General features: G+C 71.0%; 15 protein-coding genes and 1 pseudogene. 8 read left to right on the top strand and 8 right to left on the bottom strand.

The window, feature by feature from the left end; translation table 11 throughout:
• Positions 1-3: 3 nt before the first annotated feature.
• From GTY58_RS37515 to GTY58_RS37525, 3 genes are all read right to left on the bottom strand, one after another.
• On the bottom strand, positions 4-2,160 hold the full coding sequence (locus GTY58_RS37515) for an FUSC family protein (protein WP_107083140.1): 2,157 nt from the start codon (positions 2,158-2,160) through the stop codon (positions 4-6).
• A gap of 326 nt (positions 2,161-2,486) precedes the next feature.
• Complete coding sequence (locus GTY58_RS37520) at positions 2,487-3,662, bottom strand: glutathione-independent formaldehyde dehydrogenase (protein WP_010988624.1); 1,176 nt, start codon at positions 3,660-3,662, stop codon at positions 2,487-2,489.
• A 337-nt stretch (positions 3,663-3,999) separates the two neighbouring features.
• A complete protein-coding gene (locus tag GTY58_RS37525; protein WP_171033148.1) occupies positions 4,000-5,121 on the bottom strand; it encodes a hypothetical protein in 1,122 nt (373 codons plus the stop codon).
• Between the two features lie 305 nt (positions 5,122-5,426).
• Between GTY58_RS37525 and GTY58_RS41115 the strand changes: the two are divergent.
• Positions 5,427-5,702: pseudogene (locus tag GTY58_RS41115) on the top strand (ABC transporter); the annotation flags it as partial.
• Between the two features lie 128 nt (positions 5,703-5,830).
• Here GTY58_RS41115 and GTY58_RS37535 read toward each other — a convergent pair.
• From GTY58_RS37535 to GTY58_RS37550, 4 genes are all read right to left on the bottom strand, one after another.
• The gene (locus GTY58_RS37535) at positions 5,831-6,394 is read right to left on the bottom strand and encodes a type 1 glutamine amidotransferase domain-containing protein (RefSeq protein ID WP_037647075.1); all 564 of its coding nucleotides are present in this window, start codon (positions 6,392-6,394) and stop codon (positions 5,831-5,833) included.
• A 467-nt stretch (positions 6,395-6,861) separates the two neighbouring features.
• Positions 6,862-7,311, bottom strand: coding sequence for a DUF1931 family protein (locus GTY58_RS37540; protein ID WP_037647076.1), 450 nt, complete (start codon positions 7,309-7,311; stop codon positions 6,862-6,864).
• Positions 7,312-7,750: 439 nt separating this feature from the next.
• Positions 7,751-8,596 (bottom strand): aldo/keto reductase, encoded by an 846-nt coding sequence (locus tag GTY58_RS37545; protein ID WP_010988628.1) that lies wholly within the window; start codon positions 8,594-8,596, stop codon positions 7,751-7,753.
• Positions 8,597-8,698: 102 nt separating this feature from the next.
• A complete protein-coding gene (locus tag GTY58_RS37550; protein ID WP_010988629.1) occupies positions 8,699-9,892 on the bottom strand; it encodes an MFS transporter in 1,194 nt (397 codons plus the stop codon).
• A 260-nt stretch (positions 9,893-10,152) separates the two neighbouring features.
• Here GTY58_RS37550 and GTY58_RS37555 point away from each other — a divergent pair, with 260 nt between their 5' ends.
• Positions 10,153-11,043, top strand: a complete 891-nt coding sequence (locus tag GTY58_RS37555; protein WP_010988630.1) for a LysR family transcriptional regulator — start codon at positions 10,153-10,155, stop codon at positions 11,041-11,043.
• 141 nt (positions 11,044-11,184) lie between these two features.
• Here the strand turns inward: GTY58_RS37555 and GTY58_RS37560 are convergent, their stop codons facing one another.
• Positions 11,185-12,966, bottom strand: coding sequence for a helix-turn-helix domain-containing protein (locus GTY58_RS37560; RefSeq protein WP_010988631.1), 1,782 nt, complete (start codon positions 12,964-12,966; stop codon positions 11,185-11,187).
• 281 nt (positions 12,967-13,247) lie between these two features.
• Between GTY58_RS37560 and dnaK the strand changes: the two genes are divergently transcribed.
• Genes dnaK through trxA form a run of 6 tightly spaced genes read left to right on the top strand, consistent with a single transcriptional unit; the run spans position 13,248 to position 20,206 of the window.
• Positions 13,248-15,149 carry a molecular chaperone DnaK gene (gene dnaK / locus GTY58_RS37565; protein WP_010988632.1) on the top strand — a complete coding sequence of 634 codons (1,902 nt, stop codon included), beginning with the start codon at positions 13,248-13,250 and terminating at the stop codon, positions 15,147-15,149.
• Between the two features lie 8 nt (positions 15,150-15,157).
• The gene (locus GTY58_RS37570; RefSeq protein ID WP_010988633.1) at positions 15,158-15,769 is read left to right on the top strand and encodes a nucleotide exchange factor GrpE; all 612 of its coding nucleotides are present in this window, start codon (positions 15,158-15,160) and stop codon (positions 15,767-15,769) included.
• A 6-nt stretch (positions 15,770-15,775) separates the two neighbouring features.
• Positions 15,776-16,729, top strand: a complete 954-nt coding sequence (locus GTY58_RS37575) for a J domain-containing protein (RefSeq protein WP_010988634.1) — start codon at positions 15,776-15,778, stop codon at positions 16,727-16,729.
• The gene (locus GTY58_RS37580; RefSeq protein WP_010988635.1) at positions 16,726-17,133 is read left to right on the top strand and encodes a chaperone modulator CbpM; all 408 of its coding nucleotides are present in this window, start codon (positions 16,726-16,728) and stop codon (positions 17,131-17,133) included. The genes GTY58_RS37575 and GTY58_RS37580 overlap by 4 nt, the downstream gene beginning before the upstream one ends.
• Positions 17,124-19,763, top strand: coding sequence for an ATP-dependent chaperone ClpB (clpB, locus tag GTY58_RS37585; protein WP_010988636.1), 2,640 nt, complete (start codon positions 17,124-17,126; stop codon positions 19,761-19,763). The genes GTY58_RS37580 and clpB overlap by 10 nt, the downstream gene beginning before the upstream one ends.
• Positions 19,760-20,206 (top strand): thioredoxin, encoded by a 447-nt coding sequence (trxA, locus tag GTY58_RS37590; RefSeq protein ID WP_037647185.1) that lies wholly within the window; start codon positions 19,760-19,762, stop codon positions 20,204-20,206. Before clpB ends, trxA begins: the two co-directional genes overlap by 4 nt.
• Positions 20,207-20,208 lie beyond the last annotated feature (2 nt).

Raw genomic sequence — 20,208 nt, forward strand, 5'->3', positions numbered from 1 at the left:
CCGTCACCTTCCGTCACCTTCCGCCGCCAGGGTCGCCCGCACCCGCTGCTCCTCGCGAGCGGAGCCGACGTCCCGTTCCAGGGGTGTGCGGCTCACGGCCGTCGCGAGGTCCTCCAGGGCTTGCTTCTGCAGTTCCGCCCCGCGCCGCATCACCGGGCTCCGGTCCCCGGCGGCGGAGCCCTCCCACGCGTGGAGTGCCTCCTCCACGCGCCCCCAGTCCGGATTCCTGTGCTCGCGCACGTCGACCGCCGCCTGCGCGGTGTCCGCCTCGAGGGCCTCGGCGAACCGCTCCGCCTCGGGGACGAAACGGCTGTCGGCCCGCGGGACGTGGCTCTCCATGAGCATCGCCGCCCGGCCGAACCCCTTGAGCGCCTCCTGCGCGTCCTGCGCCTCGCGCGACGTCAGACCCCTGGGGCCGACCGGTTCCTGCCTTGCCCGGTCGTAGGTCTCCTGCCAGGCGGCGCGTGCCTTCCTGCTCGCCAGCAGGGCCCTGCGCATGTCGGCGCGATGCTCCCGGGTCGGTTCGGCGTAGCTGCGGAGCACCGCGGCCGCGTAGCGGCCGTTGGCGGCGAGCCAGTCCGCGAGCCGGCCCGCCAGCATGGGCGTCTCCCATGCGGGGAACACCACGTACGCCACCATTGCCAGGGCCCCGCCGAGCAGGGTGAGCACCACCCGCTCCGGTACCGTCTGCTCCCACGCCTGGCCGCCCATGCCGAGCAGGAAGACGACGTATGCGGCAGTGAAGCACTGGGAGTAGGCGTAGCCGGTACGGATCAGCGTGTACGACAGGCCCGCCGAGACCACCGCCAGCGCGCCGAACACATGGGCGTCCGGGCCCAGGGCCCGCACCATCCCGGTGGCGAGCGCGACCCCCGCCAGGGTCCCGGCGAGACGGGCCACCGCACGCGCGTACGTCCGGTGGAAGTCCGGCCGCATCACCATCACCGAGGCGATGGGCGCCCAGTAGCCGTGGCCCAGGGGGAGCCGGGCGGCGATCAGATAGCCGAGCGTGGCCACCGCCGCCAAGCGGACGGCGTGCCGGAACACGGGCGAGTCCCGGCGGAGCTCACGGCGGACCGCCCGGACGACGACCGGGACCAGCCGGAACATAGTCGGGCGCACCAGGAACTGGGCGTCCGCGGGGCCGGGCGGCGTGGGCGTCCTCCCGCTCGTGCCGCCGCTCCCGGCGATCTCCAACACCTCGCCGAGCAGTTCCACGAGCCGCTCGGCGGCCTGCCTCGCGGGGCCCTCCAGGACCTCGTGGTCCTCGTCGACGCGCAGGACGTCCGTGCTCCTGGGCGGCACCTCGGCGGGAGTGCCGCGGCGGATCGAACGGGCGGCCGCGTCCAGGACGTCGGCGGCCGCGTCGAGCAACTCCCGCGCGCGGTCCCGCCCGGGTCCCTCCGCCGGGGCGCCGACGTCCGGGTCGGCGAGCGCGGCGACGACCGGCCGAATGCGCTCGGCCAGGCCCCGGGGGCCGTGCAGGACGGGGGGACGGGTGCGGGCCTGTGATGGCGTCACGGCGGCCGCGTCCCGGGCCGTCATCAACGGCTCCGGGTCGAACGGGGCGGTCGGGTCGTGCCGCAGCCGGCGGGCGTAGTCCGCCACGGCGGCCAGGGCGTCGGCGAGCGCGTCACGATGCGCCCCCCAACGGCGGATCGGGAACAGCAAGATCAGCACGGCCTGCACCACGCCTCCGAGCGCGATGACCCCGGCGTGCTCCAGGGCTCGCCCGACGCTCGTGGGCAGGGTGATGGTCACCAGCATGCTGCCGACGGTCGTCGCTGCGACGATCCCCGCGGTCGATCCGACGGCCCACGCCATCCCCGCGACAAAGGCCCATACGGCCAACAGTGGGAGGAACGTCACGAGTCGCCCCGCCGCCAGGTAGCCCACGAAGGTGCTGAGCGCCAGACCCGCGCCCGCGCCGAGCGCGATCACCTTGCGCGGACGCCAGGTGCGCTGGAAGGTGGCCCCACCCGCGGAGTAGGCGCCGAGGGCGGCAGACGCGGCATACGCGGGGGAGGCCAGCCACAGCGCCGGCCCGACGACGATCGCCACCCCAGCGGCCGTGCGCAGCGCGAGCAGGGGCTCCAGCCGCGTCTCCTCGATCGTGAGCCCGGATCGCACGACCTCCCCGAAGGCCCGCAGCCACGTCACGGGTGTGAGCCTAGCCGGAACACCCTGCCGGGTCGCGTCGGCCTGGTCGAGGTGCGGCAGCCGTCGGGCAAGGAAGCCTCCCACACGCCCCGCGAACAGGCTGGCGGCCGCAGCCGCTGGACCGGGTGCAGCCACTGCGGACACTGCGGACACTGCTGAGCGTCCGCCGTCCGTCCTACCGGGCCGGAGCGCGGGCAATCGCCGTTGGTTCAGGTCCGACCGGAGCGCGGGCGATTGCCCCCGGCCCCGGCCGGAGGACGGGCAGGTCGCCGCCCGTCCCCCGGACCGGTTCCGGGGAAACTGGCGGGACGGCGGCCCCGGGTCACTTACCGCTTGTGGCCGTTCCCGTGTCCGTTCGGATGCAGGACCACCTTGGTCCAGCCCTCGTCACGGGCGTCGAAGTGCTCGTAGGCGGTAGGGGCCTCATCCAGGCTGAGTTCGTGGGAGACGACGAAGCTCGGCTTTGCCTTCCCGCCGGCGATCAGATCCCGCAGCGCCCGGTTGTACCTCTTCACCGGCGCCTGCCCGGTGCCCATGTGCTGGCCCTTGAACCACATCAAGCCGAAGTCGAGCGGGACCTTGCCCTGTGCCTCCAGTTCCCCCTGGGCCTCCGCGCCGCCGGGGTCCTGGGGCAGGAACACGCCCACCACACCGATGTCGCCCGTGAACCTGACCGAGTCGATCAGTCCGTTGAGCGTGAGGCTGGCGTCCTCATGTCCCTCGGGATCGTGTGCCTGGTAGCCGACGCACTCACAGCCGTTGTCGGCGCCCAGACCGAGGGTGGCCTCCTTGACGACCTCCCCCGGCTTCTGCTCGGCGGTGTTGATCGGGATGGCCCCGATCTCCTCCGCCTTGCGCAGCCGGTCGGGCTGGTGGTCGGCCACCCAGACGCGCCCGGCGCCCTTGAGGAGGGCGGAGTAGGCCGCCATCAGCCCGACGGGGCCGGCCCCGAAGACGATCGTCTGGTCACCCGGTTTGACGTGGGCCATCTCGGTGGCGTGATAGCCGGTGGGGAAGATGTCGGCGAGCATCACGTAGTCGGTCTGCCACTCGGCGGCGTCCTCACCCAGACGCAGCGCGTTGAAGTCGCCGTAGGGCACGCGCAGCAGTTCCGCCTGGCCGCCCTGGTAGGGGCCCATGTCGGCGAATCCGTAGGCGGCTCCGGCGAGAGCCGGTTCCGGCTGCATGGTCAGGCAGTAGTTGGTCAGACCCCGCTCGCACTGCTTGCAGAAGCCGCAGGCGATGTTGAAGGGCAGGACCACATACTCGCCGACCTGGACCTTGCGGACGGCCGAGCCGACCTCCACGACCTGGCCCATGTTCTCGTGTCCCAGGGTGCGGCCGGACTCGAACGAGGTGCGGCCCTCGTACATGTGCAGGTCCGAACCACAGATATTGGTAGTGGTGATCTTGACGATGATGTCGCAGGGGTGTTCGATCTTCGCGTCCGGTACGTCCTTCACTGCGACCGTTCGCGGGCCTTCATATACCGCTGCTTTCATGATCGCTTCCTTCGGTGCCGCGGCATGACCGCAGCACGGGTGCGATGGAGGAGGCATACAGAGCCTGACTCCCGGGAGTTGGTGCGACGGGGTCCATCGCTCCGGCATGCCTCTGGGGGCCGTTCACCCGGTTCAGGTGGAACGGTGGTGCCGCCGTGGGCCTGCCCGGGCGGAGCCTCGGCGCTCCGGCGGCGTGCCGTCCGAGTCCCCGTCGGCCCTTGACGCGAAACAGCACGCACCGATCGATCAGCGGAATCTTCGTACGCGGACGACCACCAACCACCAACCACCAACACCAACCACCAACCACCAACGAATCTCCGGCTCAGGTCACCAGCTAGTCGCCGTCGTCGTCTTGGAGCATGTGGCGGCGTTCCTGTTCGCGCTTGGAGTAGGCGGCTGCCCGGATCGCCTCGTCGCTCTCCAAGCCTGATCCCAGCGCCCCGCCCACGGTGGCGACCGAAGCGACGAACCAGGACAAGGTCCAGTATTCCGCGGCGTTGAGCGGGGTTCGTGTCGTGGAGGCGAACACTTGGTCGTTGAGGATGAACAGGGCCCACACCAAGTTGATGACGATCAAACCCACGTAGCAGACGAGCACCCCGATACCCACGGTCATGACCGTCGAGGCGTTGTAGAGCCTCGCCCTCTGCCTCGCCTCCCGCGAGACCTCTGCTGATCGATGCCACAGCTGCGCGTCCACGATCAGCCAGCCGATCATGAGCGCGACGGACCCGACCGTGGCGATCACGAGGCGGGGCGTGCTCAGGGACTCGGCCAGGTTCCAGATGGTGGAGTTCACGGTGGCGACCGCTCCCGTGGCGAGTGCGGCCGCCAGGGCTTTCGACAAGCCCGGCACCAAGCGCCACGGCCGGTTGGCGCGGACCATACCGACGAGCACCCTCAGGTAACCGCGCGGTCCGCTGACGACGTACCGAAGATCAACGGTCTCCTCCTCACCGACCTGGCCCGGGTGAATAGGCGCGAGGCGACTGACGAAGGGCCCCAGAAGCGGCTGACTCCGCGGAGGTCCCTCAGCCCCGGTGGCCCGCGGGCCCGCCAAGCTGAGCACGGCTTCTTCCACGGCCCGCCGGGCTCTCGTCTGCAGACGCAAGCCCCCCAGCGGAGGAAGAGACAGCAGGGCCAAGCCGTGTTCGTGACTCAGATCCACCACGAGCCTGCGCCCGTGTGAGTGCAGCGGAAGGTCGGTGAGGGCCACGACGATGTCCCAACTCTCCGCTCTTCCGCGGTCCATGATCCGGCGCATCAAGGTGGGCGGGTCCTCGGTCCTTGCGGTGAAGGGCTCACTGACCACCTCGACGTCGAACCGTCGTCCCTGGCCTGACTTGTCGGCGAGCCGAGCAGGAAGTATCCGGGCCATGCGCTGCGCGATCTCCGTGGGCGCGTCCGGATCCGCCAGGAGAGCCACGACCGTAACGCCCTGAGACGACACCCGCATGACTCCTTCTCGTCGGCTGCCCCAGCGATCGCCCGTGCCCACAGGATGCCCCCGAGGTATCGCCGACGCCGCGTGACACGCTGGCCCCTGCCAGCAGGTGCAGGCGGTACGGTTCTGGGCAGTGTCGTGAGCGGCCTGGGGATCGACATCGACCGACCGGGGCGCAGGCTCAGGAAGAAGGACCGGGACTGGCTGCTGTACACGGACGAGCAGCCCTCCGTGTACATCGAGCCGGAGGAGGACCGCGTCGACTACGGCTACCAGGGCAAGTTCTGGAGCGCCCACAAGCACGTCACGCACGTCCGCTCTACCTGCTCGACGAGCCGACGGCGGGGCTGCACCCCTCGGACATCGCGCTGCTGCTGCGCCAGCTGCACCTGGTCGTCGACGCCGGCAACACGGTCGTCCTCGTCGAGCACGACCTGGACACGATCGCCACCGCCGGCTGGGGCATCGCCCTCGGGCCGGGCGGCGGCGACGCGGGCGGGCGGCTGGTCGCGGCGGGCCCGCCGGCCAAGGCGGCGAGGGCCTGCCGCAGCGCCACCGCGCCCTGTCTCGCGGCCCGGCTCGCGCGCTCCTGACGACGGCGCGAGGGGCTGAGTACCGGTCAGCCGGGTTCGGGGCGCAGGGTCGTGCGCGTCGTCATGCTGCGTTCCAGCTTGTGCGGGTATCGCTCGCGAGGTGCCCCGTCTGGGCCCATTCCGCCGGGTCAGCCGGGCATGGGGTGGTGCGCCCGGGCGAACTGTTCCACGACAGCGGCGCAGAAGGCGGGCAGGTCGGCCGGGCTGCGGCTGGTGACCAGCTGCCCGTCGACGACCACCTCCTGGTCGACGACCTCCGCGCCGGCGTTGCGCAGGTCGGTGCGGATGCTGGGCCAGGACGTCAGGCGACGGCCGCGCACGGCGTCGGCTTCCACCAGGGTCCACGGGCCGTGGCAGATCGATGCGACCGGTTTCCCGCTGGCCATGAAGTCCTTGACGAACTGCACCGCGTCGCGGTCCATTCGCAGCTGGTCGGGGTTCATGGTGCCGCCGGGCAGGAGCAGGGCGTGGTAGTCGTCGACGGAGGCGTCGGCGACCAGGCGGTCCACGGGGAAGGTTCCGGCCGCGTTGAGGTCGAACTGGCGGGCCTGGATCTCGCCGGGGTGGAGCGAGACGATCTCGGTCTTCGCCCCTGCGCCCTGCAACGCACCGCGCGGCTGGTCGAGTTCCACGCGCTCGACGCCGTCGGTGGCCAGAATCCCCACCCGCATCCCCCGGAGTTCCTGTGTCATGGTACGGCTCCCTTCACGAGTCGCTGGTTGTACGACGCGAGCGGTAGGGACACCCGGCAGGGCCTGTCCGCATCCCTTTTCCGTGGACTGCAAGGCCCGGCCGAAGGTGCCCCGAGCACTGTCTGCGCGCGGTCAGTGAAAGCTGCCGTCCGAGTGGGGACGACCTTCGTCCAGCGTCGTCGCGGGCGTCGAAGTGCTGGCAGCTTTCATGAGTCTTCCCTCGGCGTGCCGGAGCATCGCGGGACGCGACGGACCCTCGAAGCGACCTTCCGAGTCAGACGCCGTCACGTGAAGGCGAGGGGGTGTGATTTTCCTGGCCAGGCGACCGGCCGCGCTGAAACCGCGATCACGAATCCCCGAGCGCCTGCGGGGCGACCCGGGCCTCGGTGAAGGTTCCCAGGCTCCACCTTCCGCTCCCCGTCCGGCATCTCAGTTTGAGTCCGGCGACATGCACCGGGGCGCGACTGCTACAGCAGCCGGTCGAACACCGCGGTCACGCCCTCCCAGTGACTGGTCTGCGGGTTCTTCACATCCGGATACAAGATTTTGAACGTCTCGGCGAGGGCGACGCTGAGACCGCCGATGATCTCGGGGTAGCGCTCTTCGGTCTCCTGGGTGGGTGTCCTGTCGAGGGGAGGATGCGCGGCGAGCTGTTCCAGGATCGGCTTCAGCTCGACCTCCTCGTCGAGCTGCCGGAACCTGTGGATGCTCTCCTGGAGGCCCTTGGTGATCGGTAGATCCCACGGTTCGACGGTATCCCTGCCGTTGGCCTTGGCCGACGCCTGGCCGACGACCAGGAGGTCGTAGAGCTTGGCGTCGACGAAGTCGCCGTACCGCTTCAGGTCGTTCTTGTCCACGTCAAGGCTTGCGGCGGCGCGGAAGAACCTCTCGAACTTCGACACACCCATCACGGTCATGCCTCTCGCCTCCTCACCGGGAACGGACGACGTCGTTCGCTCCCGCCCACGCCGCCATCGGCTGTTACCCGGTCGAGATTCGCACAGCCCCCTGCTGAGCGCCTCCGCACCCCAGGCCGAAAAAGGGCACCCCCTCTTCCCCTGGCAGAGCAGCATGAAATGCGCAGGCATCCCTCGGCCAGCCGTCCGGCCGTCCGTCCGCAGGAGGCTGCACGGCGTTGCAACGCCTCGAACGAGAATTGCTGACCGGACGACACGACCAGCTCGGGGGAGCGGGACTGCATCAGGGCACCCAGCCGAGACTGGAACAAGACCGGGCTCGGGTGAACGACCCCATGCATGAGCAGGCAAGGCCGGTCAGAAGAGGCGGCCGAACCGGCAGGGCCCTGCGGACGTGAGCCGGCGTGAGCGTGCGGGGCGCGCCATCCTGTCGACTTCTTCAGAGCACCTCCAGGGGCGTGGGCCCGCTGGGTGGCGGGAACGCCTCGTCGAGGGCGTCGAGCGCCTCGGTGGGAAGGTTGAGGTCCACCGCGCCGCGGTTCTCCCGAACGTGGTCGGGTGATCCGGAACGCGGGATCGCGGCCACCCCCTGTTCCAGCATCCAGGCGAGCGCCACCTGGGTCGGCGTGGCTCCGAGGGCCCGGGCCACGGCACCCAAGGCCTCGACCTTCAGGAGTCGCCCCTGCTCGATCGGGGAGTAGGCCATGACCGTCACCCCGGCCTCGCGGCACCAGGGGAGCAGATCCCACTCGATGCCGCGCCGGGAGAGGTTGTACAGCACCTGGTCGACGGTCACGGCGTCGCCGCCGGGGAGGGTGGTCAGCTCGGCCATGTCGGCGACGTCCAGATTGCTCACGCCCCAGTAACGGATCTTCTCCGCCTCCATCAGGTCGGTGAATCCCGCAAGGGTCTCCTCGAGTGGCCACCGTCCCTTCCAGTGCAGCAGGTAGAGGTCCAGCCGTTCCGTACGGAGCCGCCGCAGGCTGCCCTCGCAGGCGGCGACGGTGCCCTTCCGGTCGGCGTGGCCGGGCAGCACCTTGCTGACGAGGAAGACCTCCTCCCGGCGTCCCCAAAGGGCCTCCCCGACGAGCTCCTCGGCCGCGCCGTCGCCGTACATCTCCGCCGTGTCGACGACGGTCATGCCCAGGTCCACGCCCAGCCGCAGCGCGGCGATCTCCTGTTCACGCCGGGCCGGGTCCTCGCCCAGGTACCAGGTGCCCTGCCCGAGCGCCGCGACCTCCTCACCGGAGGGGAGTGCGACCGTTCTGGCCGATTCCGCAGACATCTCGTGCCTCCCGTCTGCCGCGGATCCGTGTCACGCGCACCCGCACCGAGTGCCCAGGTCCGCGCCTCCCAGACAACCGGGGCCGCATGCGCCGCAGGGAGGTCAGGAGGGGCGAGCGGACTGCGCCGAGAGCGTGCCGGGACCGGGTGCGCGGTCGCGCAACGCGACGGCGACCGACACAACGGCGCCACAGGAGAGGACCGCCGCGAAGCCGATCATCGCGGTCTGTACGGCGAAATGCCGCAGGGCGATGCTGAACAGGACGGAGGGTAGGCCCATTCCGAGGTACGCGACGACGAAGAACACGGCGAGGACCCCGGCGCGTGAGGCGGGCTCGGCCACTGAAACGGCACGTTCGAGGCCTCCCTTGAACAGCAGCCCGGAGCCGGCTCCCGACAGGGACACGGCGACCAGGTAGAGCCAGAGCGCCGGGTGGTAGAGGGCGACGGCGCACAGGACCAGGCCGACCGGGAAGACCACCGCCCCCACGGTCAGGACCCGGGGCAGTGGGAGGCGGCCCAGCACCAGCTGGGCGGCCGCCGCGGAACCGAACATGAGGAAGGCCGCCAGGCCGACCACGAGGTGCGAGTCGGTGTGCAGGGTGCCGTGAAGCACGCTCGCCCCGAGGGAGGAGATCAGGCCGAGGATCGCGAAGGCGAAGGCGCCCAGCGCGCCGGCCGCGCCGAACGCCCGCCAGCCGCCGGGGCGCAGGACGAACCTGCTGGGCGGTTCGGCCGCGGGCAGCTCCAGGTCCACGGTCTCCGGGGTGGACAGCACCAGCGCCAGGCACACCGCCATGGCGAGCGTGAAGATCGCCTGGGTGGTGATCAGGGGCGTGGGAAGCCACTCGGCGGCGGCTCCGGCGACCAGGGGCCCTGAGGCCAGACCGCCGAGGTTGGCGGCGGTGGCCACGATGCCGGGCAGCACCGAACCCGTCCGTTCCGGACGGGCCTCGTGGTGGAGGTCGTGCAGGTACGTCGTCGCGGTCGAGGCCATCAGCCCCAGTCCGACACCGTTCAGGATCCTGCCCGCGATCAGCCCCGGCAGGTCTCGCCACACGATCAGTACGACCGACGCGACGATGCCGACCAGCAGCGCCGGGACGATGATGCGCCGCCGGCCGAGCCGGTCCGACAGGTGTCCCAGTCCGAGGAAGGCGGCCGCCGCACCCACGACCATCGAGGCGTACGCCACCGTGACCGTGGTCGCGCCGAAGTGGTCCCGGGCCTCGTACAGCGGCCACAGCGGGGTCGGCGCGGTGCCGAAGGCCATCAGCACGGTGAAGGCCACCGCCACGAACCAGAAGCCGGTCGTGTGCGAGGCACGGCGCCGGGCGGGGGCGCGGGGCGGCAGGCCGGCGGGAGCGGGTGCTGGGATCCGGTGGGTCGGGTCGTCGGGAGCGTCGGCGGTGGGACGGCTCAGCGGCGTCGGAACGGCAGGCAGGGGTACCCCTCCTCGGGCGGAAGTGGATGACGCTTTCCATCCTCCTCACCAGGCTGGATCAGTGCCAACGAATGTTTTTGCTGGGCTCGAGCAATGCGAGTGATACTTCTCGTGTGGAGCTACGTCAGCTGGAGCACTTCATCGCGGTCGCCGAGGAGCTGAGTTTCACGCGTGCCGCCCGTCGGCTGCACGTGGTGCAGTCCGGGGTGTCCGCCGCGATCCGCTCCCTGGAGCGCGAGCTCGGTTGCGCGCTGTTCGAGCGCACGTCGCAGCAGGTCCGGCTCACCGGGGCGGGCGCGGCGCTGCTGCCGGAGGCTCGGGCCACCCTGCACGCCGCCCAGGCGGCCCAGGACGCCGTGCGCGCCGCACAGGACACGCTGCGCGGCACGGTGAATGTGGGCGCCATGGCCTCGGTCGAGGTGGTGGACCTGCCTGCGCTTCTCGGGCAGCTGCACGCGCGGCATCCGGCGATCGACGTCCGGCTGCGGCTGGCGACGACCGGATCGGCGGGACTGGCGCACGCACTGCTCAGCGGGGACCTGGACGTGGCCTTCCTGTCGCTGCCCGAGCACAAACCCGCCGGGATCGACGCACGGGAGCTGGCCACCGTGCCGCTCGTCCTGGTGGTGAGCGCCGACCATCCGCTCGCCCAGCGGGGGGAGGTGGCACTCGCGGACCTCGCGGCGGAGCCCTTCGTGGACTTCCCGCCGGGCTACGGCAACCGCGAGGTGGTCGACCGGGCGTTCGCGGGGGCGGGCGTCGTACGCCGGGTGGCACTGGAAGTGCCCGACATCGACATGGGGGCGGCACTGGTCCGGCACGGTCTGGGCATCGCCTTCCTGCCCGCGTTCGCCGTTGCCCGCACCCCCGGCCTGCACGTCCTGGACGTCCACGGCACCATGCTCCGCTGGAGCATGCATCTCGGCACGTCGTCGACCCGGCGGCCCAGCTCGGCCCTGCGGGCGCTGCTCGACCTGGTCGACCTCCACGTCATCGCCCTGTGACGCCCGGCCGCAGCCCGGGCGTCTCCCGTCGATGGTGTCCGGCCCCCTGTGAGGAACGGCCACCCACCCACCGCAGCTCTGTAACAGGGCAGCCCGCCCCACTGCTGCTGACACCGAGCGCACGAAAGTTCTGGCGAGGCATCAGCCGGGGCCGCCCAGCACGATCTTCCACACTCGGGTCGCCACCTGGAGGTTCAGCCGGTCCTCGACGTTCGCGAGGTCGTTGCCGCTGATGTCGCGGATGCGCTGGAGCCGATAGCGCAGCGTGCTGCGGTGGATCGCGAGGGAGTCCGCGGTCTCGTCGTAGTTGCCGCCGCAGTCGAAGTACCGGGACAGGGTCTCCACCATGGCCGTGTGGTGCCGGGAGTCGTAGTCGATGAGCTGCCCCAGCCACTCCTGGACGAACGTCTCCAGTTCCCGGTAATCGTTGCCAGGCCCCAGGATGCGGTAGAGGCCGAGCTCGTCGAAGAACGTCGTGCCGTAGTGCTCGCGGGAGTGAAGGCGCACTTCCAGGGCGCGCTGCGCTTCTTGGTAGTGGTGGGGGATGTCGTCCGGGGAGTCGCAAGGGGCGCTCACCCCGATCGTCCCGGACCGTGTCCCGGTCTCCCGGGCGAGCGCCTCGTACAACGCGCGGGCGTGCGGCCTGGCGTCGGCGACCAGGACCACGTGGTCGGAACGTCGGGTCAGCAGCGAGCGCATGCCCACGGCAGAGGCCGCCCGCCCCACGGTCTGCGCGAAGGAATCGTCCGCAGTCCGGTTCGGCCACTGCACCACGACGATGTAGTGGCTGCGGTGCAGGTCGTGTCCGACTGCCTCGGACCGGGCGTAGGCGCTCCCCTCGTCCGTCCCTGCCAGGAGGTCGTCGACCAGCCCGCGGTGCAGCCTCAGCTCCACCTCGGCCAGATTGCGCAGGTGCGCCAGCTCCGGGGCGAGCGACGCGGCGGCGTGTTCCAGCGCGAGCACGGCGTGCTCGTCGGCCTCGTCCCGGGCATCGACCAGGGCCAGCACGCCCAGGATCTCGCCGTGCGGGCGGACCAGGGTGATCAGCCGGTCCTTTATTCGCACCGGCCCGGCCTGACGGGCGACGGCGTGCAGCATTTCGTCCCGGCGCACGGGGTCAGGCTCGGGATAGGGGTCGGGGCGGCTGGGGCCGGTCCAGGACCTCAGCCGACCGAAGCGGTCCTCGACCAGCGCGGGAAATCCAGTGAGCTTGTGCAGCACGCGGGTGATGGCTTCCTCGCCGCCGCTCGAGGCAGTGACGTCGGCCATGAGCGCGTGAACGGCCCGCTGGTACCTCAGCTCGGCCACGACGGAGATCAGCTGCCGCTGGAGGGCTGTGCGTTCGTCCCTCAGTCGGTGCAGCTCAAGCGCGTCCTCGCGTTGGTGTCGGTATGCGAAGGCGACCGACAGTGCGGCAGCGGTGTGCCGGACGAGTGTGGCGAGCAGGGAGCGCTCGGCCTCGGTGGGCCGGGAGCGGGACGTCACCACGAGGTAGCCGTGGAGTCCCTCAAGTCCGCGTAGCCCCAGGGCCCGGCCCCAGGGCCTGCCGGGTACGGTCACAGCACCGTCCTGCCCGGCCAGCTCCCGCACCCTCCGGTTCACGGCCGAGGCATGCGTCTGCCGGTTCCTCGGGCTGGGGACCAGGTCGCCGTCCACCTTGAGGTATCCGGCCTCGGCGCTGTATGGCCCCGCGGCGGCTATGTGCTCCATGGCCAGGCGCAGGATCTCGCCTTCGTCCGGGGTGTCGAGCAGGGCGCGGGAGAGCACCGTCAGGTCGCGGAGGGCATGATCGGCCAGGGTTGGAGCGGGTGGGCGGGGCCCTCTCCGCGCGGCTGTGTGGTGCCGCCCGGCGCTGCCCCGCGGAAGGCTGCTCTCCCGGTCGGAGCAGCGGCGGTACAGGTTGTGCGCCCGGCTGCTGGCCATGGGATCACTCCGTTCTCCTCGAGCCTACAGGCGAGCGGTGGTACCCGCTCCCGGGCCGGCTCATCCCAGATGTTCGGATGATTCCTCTCGTACTCGTGGGGCGACCGGACCCGTGCATTCCTGACTCGCCAGGCGCAGGCGTGGAGGCCCCCGGTTCGTCACCCTGGGGGTGCTCGAGCGCCTTCGTGCGCACGGGTGGGAAACCGGCCGAGGTCCCACCCCTACCTGAACGAACGTGATCCGGAGAGTCGACGCGGGCGCCGTACCGGGAGGAGTTCCCCATGGCCAAGGCAGTGGGCATCGACCTGGGCACCACCAACTCGGTGATCGCCGTGTGGGAGGGCGGCGAGCCGTCCGTCGTACCCAACAGCGAGGGCAACCGCACGACACCGTCCGTGGTGGCCTTCACCGACACCGGGGAACGCCTGGTGGGCCAGCTGGCCCGGCGCCAGGCGATCCTCAACCCGAAGGGCACCATCTACTCGGCCAAGCGGTTCATCGGCCGGCACTTCGACGAGATCTCCGACGAGGCCAGGGCGGTGACGTACGACGTCGTCGAGGGCGACGGCGGGGCGGCCCGCTTCAAGGTGCGCGACAAGCTGTACGCGCCTGAGGAGATCAGCGCACAGGTGCTGCGCAAACTCGCCGACGACGCCTCCAAGCAGCTCGGGGAGCGGGTCACGGAGGCGGTCATCACGGTGCCCGCCTACTTCAACGACGCTCAGCGCACCGCCACCAAGGACGCCGGACGGATCGCGGGACTGGAGGTGCTGCGGATCATCAACGAGCCGACGGCGGCCGCCCTCGCGTACGGCATGGACAAGAAGGAGCACGAGACCGTCCTCGTCTTCGACCTGGGCGGCGGCACCTTCGACGTGAGCATCCTCGACGTCGGCGACGGCGTGGTGGAGGTGCGCTCCACCGCCGGCGACAGCCACCTGGGCGGCGACGACTTCGACCGCCGTCTGGTGGATTACCTCGCGGACGACTTCCAGCAGGAGAACGGCATCGACCTGCGCAAGGACCCGCAGGCGCTGCAACGACTGTTCGAGGCGGCGGAGAAGGCCAAGACCGAGCTCAGTTCGGTGACGCAGACGCAGGTCAGCCTGCCGTTCATCACCGCCGACGCCTCGGGCCCCAAGCACCTCACCGACACGGTCATGCGGTCCACGTTCGAGCAGATCACCAGCGACCTGGTGGAGCGTTGCCTGGGACCGGTCCAGCAGGCGATGGCCGACGCCAAGGTCGGCGAGAGCGACATCGACGAGGTCATCCTCGTAGGCGGTTCCACACGTATCCCGGCGGTGCAGGCTCTGGTCCGCCGACTGACCGGCGGCAAGGACCCGAACATGAGCGTCAACCCCGACGAGGTCGTCGCCCTGGGCGCCGCGATCCAGGCCGGGGTGCTCAAGGGCGAGGTCAAGGACGTCCTGCTGCTCGACGTCACACCCTTGTCGCTGGGCGTGGAGACGCGCGGTGGAGTGATGACGAAGATCATCGAGCGGAACACCACCATCCCGGTGCGTCGCAGCGAGACCTTCTCCACCGCCGAGGACAATCAGCCGGCCGTCGATGTGGTGGTCCTCCAGGGCGAGCGCGAGCGGGCCGCCGACAACCGGGTGCTGGGCCGGTTCCAGCTCACCGACATCCGGCCGGCGCCGCGGGGCGAACCGCAGGTCGAGGTCACCTTCGACATCGACGCCAACGGCATCCTCAACGTCACCGCACGGGACAAGGACACCGGCAAGGAACAGGGCATCACCATCAGCGAGAGCTCCAACCTGGACCGCAGCGAGGTCGAACGCATGGTCCAGGAGGCCGAGCGCAACCAGGGCCAGGACCAGGCACTCCGCGAGGCCGTCGACGCCCGCAACGAACTCGACGCCGTCGCGTACCAGGTCGAGAAGCGCCTCGCCGAACTGGGCGACGCGGCGCCCGCGCACGAGAAGGCACGCGCCGAGATGCTCGTGTCCGACGCCCGGGCGGCGGTCAAGGAAGAGGCGGGCGTGGAGCGCGTGCGGCCCCTGACCTCCGAACTCCAGCAGGTGCTCGCCGGACTGGCGGCCCATCAGGGCGCCGCCACCGCGGATGGCGGTCCCGCCCAGCACGCCGCCACCGGTGGTCCCACGAGCGGCGGTGGCGGTGGCGACGATGTCATCGACGCCGAGTTCGACAAGGGCTGAGGCGCGCCATGCCCACCCGCCCCCAGGAACCCGACCGGGCCGCGTCGGATCCGGTCGAACCGGTCCCGGAAGGTGCCGGACGCCCTCCTCGCGGTGATTTGCCGCAACCCGGCCCGCCGGCCCGGCCGGAAGCGACGAACGGCGAACCGGGACCCGACGCCGCCGGCCCCGCGCCTGCCGAGGACGAGTACACGACCGCGATCCAGGAACTGGAGGACCGCTGGCGGCGCACACTCGCCGACCTCGACAACCTGCGCAAGCGCCACGCCAGGGAACTGGAGCGCGAACGGGCGGTCGAGCGGTCCCGCACGGCGGCCGCCTTCCTGCCCGTCCTCGACAACCTCGAACTCGCCCTGACCCATGCCGGCGCCGATCCGGGCGCGATCGTGGAGGGTATCCGGGCCGTACGCGACCAGGCGGTGAACGTCCTCGAACTGCTCGGCTACCCGCGGCACGCGGAGACCGGCGTCGCCTTCGACCCGGCCCGGCACGAGGTGGTCGGCGTCGTCCAGGACCCAGACGCCCCACCGGGCACGGTCGTCGAGGTGCTGCGCCCCGGCTACGGGGACGGGGAGCGGCAGCTCAGGCCGGCCGCGGTGACCGTCACGAAGCGGGAGTGACCGGCGATGGCACGGGACTACTACGAGGTGCTGGGCGTGTCGCGGAGCGCGAGCCAGGACGAGATCCAGCAGGCATATCGCAAACTCGCCCGCAGGCACCACCCCGACGTCAACAAGGACCCCGGGGCGGAAGAGCGTTTCAAGGACCTCAACGAGGCATACAGCGTCCTGTCCGATCCCAAGACCCGAGCCCGCTACGACCGCTTCGGCGAGGACTTCCGCAAGATCCCCGAGGACTTCGACGAACGGGTCGCGGCCGGAGCGGGCGGCGGCTTCCGCGGTCGGAGGACCGCAGGCGGGGGCGGTCCTCGTGTCCGGTACGCCCCCGGCTTCGGCGACGACTTCGGAGCGGAGGGCATCGACATCGAGGACCTGTTCGGCTCCATGTTCGGAGCCGGCGCCGCCCGGGGCGGCGTCCCCGGAGCGGACCAGGAGGCCGAACTGCCGCTCACCGTCGAGGAGGCGTACCGAGGCGGCCGTCGCACCGTCACGCTCGCCGGTCCCGACGGGCAGCCGCGGCGGTACGAGGTCGACGTGCCGCCGGGCGTCACCGACGGGCAGCGCATCCGGCTGGCGGGCGAGGGCGGCCGGGGCAGTGGTGACGCCGCCGCGGGCGACCTGTACCTGCGAGTGCGTATCCAGCCCCACCCCCGGTTCCGGCTGGACGGCCGCGACGTGCACGTCCAGGTTCCGGTCGCCCCCTGGGAGGCGGCCCTGGGCGCGACCGTGCCGGTGCCCACGCCCGGCGGCGGCACGGCCAAGGTCACGGTGCCCGCGGGCTCGTCCAGCGGCCGGCGGCTGCGGCTGCGCGGCGAGGGCATGCCGAACCCGCGCGGCGCGAACGGCGACCTGTACGCCGAACTCCGCATCGTGGTGCCACCCACCCTCGGCGACCAGGAGCGCGAACTGTTCGAGGAGCTCGCCGCCACTTCCTCGTTCGACCCCAGGAGGACGCGATGAACGACCGACCCGCGGGAGCGGCAGGCATCGGCCGGGCCGGCGTGGGCGACCGTCCGGGACGAACGGGCGCCGACCTCACCGCCTCGACGGCTGTCCGGTACGCGCTCGTGCCCGCCCCCAGGCTCTCCCTGGAGGCCGTGGCCCGTCGCTCGGGCCTCCACCCCGATCTGATCCGCCGGTTCGTCGCCCTCGGCCTGATCGACGCCGAACGCGACGCCGCGGGGCGCCTGGTGTTCGACCCCACGGCCCCGGCGGTCCTTGCCCGCATCCAGCGGCTGCGCACCGGACTCTGCCTCAACTACGCATCCATCGGCCTGGTGCTCGACCTGCTCGACCGCATCAGCCTGCTCGAAGCCGCCCTGCGCGGCCGCGGCACGAGGAGTGAAACACCCCCATGGACATGAACCGTCTCACCCAGAAGTCCCAGGAAGCCCTCCAGGAGGCCCAGACCGCGGCCGGCCGCATGGGGCACACCGAGGTCGACGGGGAACACCTGCTGCTCGCACTTCTCGATCAGGAGGACGGTCTGATCCCGCGGTTGCTGCAACAGGCCGGCACCGAGCCGAAGGAACTGCGCGCGGCCGTGCGCGAGGAACTCTCCCACCGCCCGAAGGCGACCGGCCCCGGCGCGGCACCCGGCCAGGTCTTCGTCACCCAGCGCCTCGCCCGGCTGCTCGACGCCGCCGAGCGGGAGGCCAAACGCCTCAAGGACGAGTACGTGTCCGTGGAGCACCTCCTGCTCGCGCTGGCTGAGGAGAGCTCTTCGACCGCCGCCGGGCTACTGCTCAAACAGGCCGGCATCACCAGGGACTCGTTCCTGAGCGCGCTCACCCAGGTCCGCGGCAACCAGCGGGTCACCTCCGCCAACCCCGAAGTGGCCTACGAGGCTCTGGAGAAGTACGGCCGCGACCTGGTCCTCGAGGCTCGGTCCGGGCGGCTGGACCCGGTCATCGGCCGGGACGCGGAGATCCGCCGCGTGACCCAGATCCTCAGCCGCAAGACCAAGAACAACCCCGTCCTCATCGGCGACCCCGGCGTCGGCAAGACCGCCATCGTCGAGGGCCTGGCCCAGCGCATCGTTCGCGGCGACGTCCCCGAGGGCCTGCGCGACAAGACGGTGTTCGCCCTCGACATGGGCTCCCTGGTCGCCGGCGCCAAGTACCGCGGGGAGTTCGAGGAACGCCTCAAGGCCGTGCTCAGCGAGGTCAAGGCCGCCGAGGGGCGGATCCTGCTCTTCGTCGACGAACTCCACACCGTCGTAGGAGCGGGCGCCGCGGAAGGGGCCATGGACGCGGGCAACATGCTCAAGCCGATGCTCGCCCGCGGCGAACTCCACATGATCGGCGCCACCACCCTCGACGAGTACCGCAAGCACATCGAGAAGGACGCCGCCCTCGAACGCCGCTTCCAGCAGGTCCTGGTCGACGAGCCGAGCGTGGAGGACACCATCTCCATCCTGCGCGGACTGCGCGAACGCCTCGAGGTCTTCCACGGCGTGAAGATCCAGGACACCGCGCTGGTCTCCGCGGCCACCCTCAGCCACCGCTACATCACCGATCGGTTCCTGCCCGACAAGGCCATCGACCTCGTCGACGAGGCGTGCGCCCGGCTGCGTACCGAGATCGACTCGATGCCCGCGGAACTCGACGAGATCACCCGCCGCGTCACCCGCCTGGAGATCGAGGAAGCGGCCCTGTCCAAGGAGAGCGACCCCGCCAGCAAGACCCGCCTGGAGGAGCTGCGCAGGGAACTGGCCGACCTGCGCGGCGAGGCCGACGCCAAACACGCCCAGTGGGAGGCCGAACGGCAGGCGATCCGCCGCGTGCAGGAACTGCGCCAGGAACTGGAGCAGGTCCGCCACGAGGCGGAGGAGGCCGAACGCGCCTACGACCTCAACCGCGCCGCCGAACTCCGCTACGGCCGCCTCCAGGACCTGGAGCGCCGACTCGCCGCGGAGGAGGAGCAACTGGCCGCCAAGCAAGGGGAGAACCGGCTGCTGCGCGAGGTCGTCACCGAGGAGGAGATCGCCGAGATCGTCGCCGCCTGGACCGGCATCCCCGTCGCCCGCCTCCAGGAGGGCGAACGCGAGAAACTGCTGCGCCTCGACGAGATCCTGCGCGAGCGCGTCATCGGCCAGGACGAAGCCGTCAAACTCGTCACCGACGCCATCATCCGCGCCCGCTCCGGCATCCGCGACCCTCGCCGCCCCATCGGCTCGTTCATCTTCCTCGGCCCCACCGGCGTCGGGAAGACCGAGCTGGCCAAGACCCTCGCCCGGACTCTGTTCGACTCCGAGGAGAACATGGTCCGCCTCGACATGAGCGAATACCAGGAGCGGCACACCGTCAGCCGGCTCATGGGCGCACCGCCCGGATACGTCGGCTACGAGGAAGGCGGCCAGCTCACCGAGGCCGTACGCCGCAAGCCGTACTCGGTCGTGCTGTTCGACGAGATCGAGAAGGCGCACACCGATGTCTTCAACACCCTGCTGCAGATCCTCGACGACGGCCGCATCACCGACGCCCAGGGCCGCACCGTCGACTTCCGCAACACCGTGATCATCATGACGTCCAACATCGGCTCCGAGCACCTTCTCGACGGCGCCACCGCCGAAGGTGAGATCAAGCCCGACGCCCGCGCCCTGGTGATGGGCGAGCTGCGCGGGCACTTCCGCCCGGAGTTCCTCAACCGCGTCGACGACATCGTGCTGTTCAAACCGCTGGGTGAGCGGCAGATCGAGCGGATCGTGGAACTGCAGTTCGACGAGCTGCGGCAGCGGCTCGCCGAACGCCGCATCACCGTCGAACTCACCGACGCCGGCCGGGAAGTGATCGCCCACCAGGGCTACGACCCGGTGTACGGGGCCCGGCCGCTGCGCCGCTACATCTCCCACGAGGTCGAGACACTGGTCGGACGCGCCCTGCTGCGCGGCGACGTCCAGGACGGCGCGACGGTCCGCGTCGACGCCGAGCACGGAGAGCTGGTGGTCACCTACGACCAGCCCGAGGACGTGAAGGGAGCGTGGGCGGCATGAGCACGATGCAGGCGACGACCGTCAGTTGTCCGAACTGCGGGCGCACCAACCGGGTGCCCGTGGCCGCGGAGGGCCGCCCCAAGTGCGGCCACTGCAAGCAGCCCCTACCGTGGATGGTGGACGCGAGCGACGACGACTTCACCGAGGTCGCCGAGCGGGCCGACGTCCCCGTCGTGGTCGACCTGTGGGCCACCTGGTGCGGCCCCTGCCGCATGGTCAGCCCCGCGCTGGAGAAGGTCGCCACCGATCTCGCCGGCCGCATCAAACTCGTCAAGGTCGACATCGACAAGAATCCGCGGCTGTCGCGGCGTTTCGAGGTCCAGGCGGTACCGACACTGCTCGTCCTCGATCAGGGCGAGACGGTCGCCCGGCAGGCGGGGGCGGCGCCCGCCCCCGTCCTGCGCCAGTGGGTGGAACAGTCGATCACGGCCCGGGAAGGGTGATC

Origin of the sequence: Streptomyces sp. SID5469, assembly GCF_009862865.1 — a bacterium.
GTDB classification, from domain to species: domain Bacteria; phylum Actinomycetota; class Actinomycetes; order Streptomycetales; family Streptomycetaceae; genus Streptomyces; species Streptomyces avermitilis.

Coding starts and splice junctions, on each gene's coding strand:
- GTY58_RS37520 (WP_010988624.1), bottom strand. CDS start 3,662: ATGAAAGCAGCGGTATATGAAGGCCCGCGAACGGTCGCAGTGAAGGAC.
- GTY58_RS37525 (WP_171033148.1), bottom strand. CDS start 5,121: ATGCGGGTGTCGTCTCAGGGCGTTACGGTCGTGGCTCTCCTGGCGGAT.
- GTY58_RS37535 (WP_037647075.1), bottom strand. CDS start 6,394: ATGACACAGGAACTCCGGGGGATGCGGGTGGGGATTCTGGCCACCGAC.
- GTY58_RS37540 (WP_037647076.1), bottom strand. CDS start 7,311: ATGACCGTGATGGGTGTGTCGAAGTTCGAGAGGTTCTTCCGCGCCGCC.
- GTY58_RS37545 (WP_010988628.1), bottom strand. CDS start 8,596: ATGTCTGCGGAATCGGCCAGAACGGTCGCACTCCCCTCCGGTGAGGAG.
- GTY58_RS37560 (WP_010988631.1), bottom strand. CDS start 12,966: ATGGCCAGCAGCCGGGCGCACAACCTGTACCGCCGCTGCTCCGACCGG.
- dnaK (WP_010988632.1), top strand. CDS start 13,248: ATGGCCAAGGCAGTGGGCATCGACCTGGGCACCACCAACTCGGTGATC.
- GTY58_RS37570 (WP_010988633.1), top strand. CDS start 15,158: ATGCCCACCCGCCCCCAGGAACCCGACCGGGCCGCGTCGGATCCGGTC.
- GTY58_RS37575 (WP_010988634.1), top strand. CDS start 15,776: ATGGCACGGGACTACTACGAGGTGCTGGGCGTGTCGCGGAGCGCGAGC.
- GTY58_RS37580 (WP_010988635.1), top strand. CDS start 16,726: ATGAACGACCGACCCGCGGGAGCGGCAGGCATCGGCCGGGCCGGCGTG.
- clpB (WP_010988636.1), top strand. CDS start 17,124: ATGGACATGAACCGTCTCACCCAGAAGTCCCAGGAAGCCCTCCAGGAG.
- trxA (WP_037647185.1), top strand. CDS start 19,760: ATGAGCACGATGCAGGCGACGACCGTCAGTTGTCCGAACTGCGGGCGC.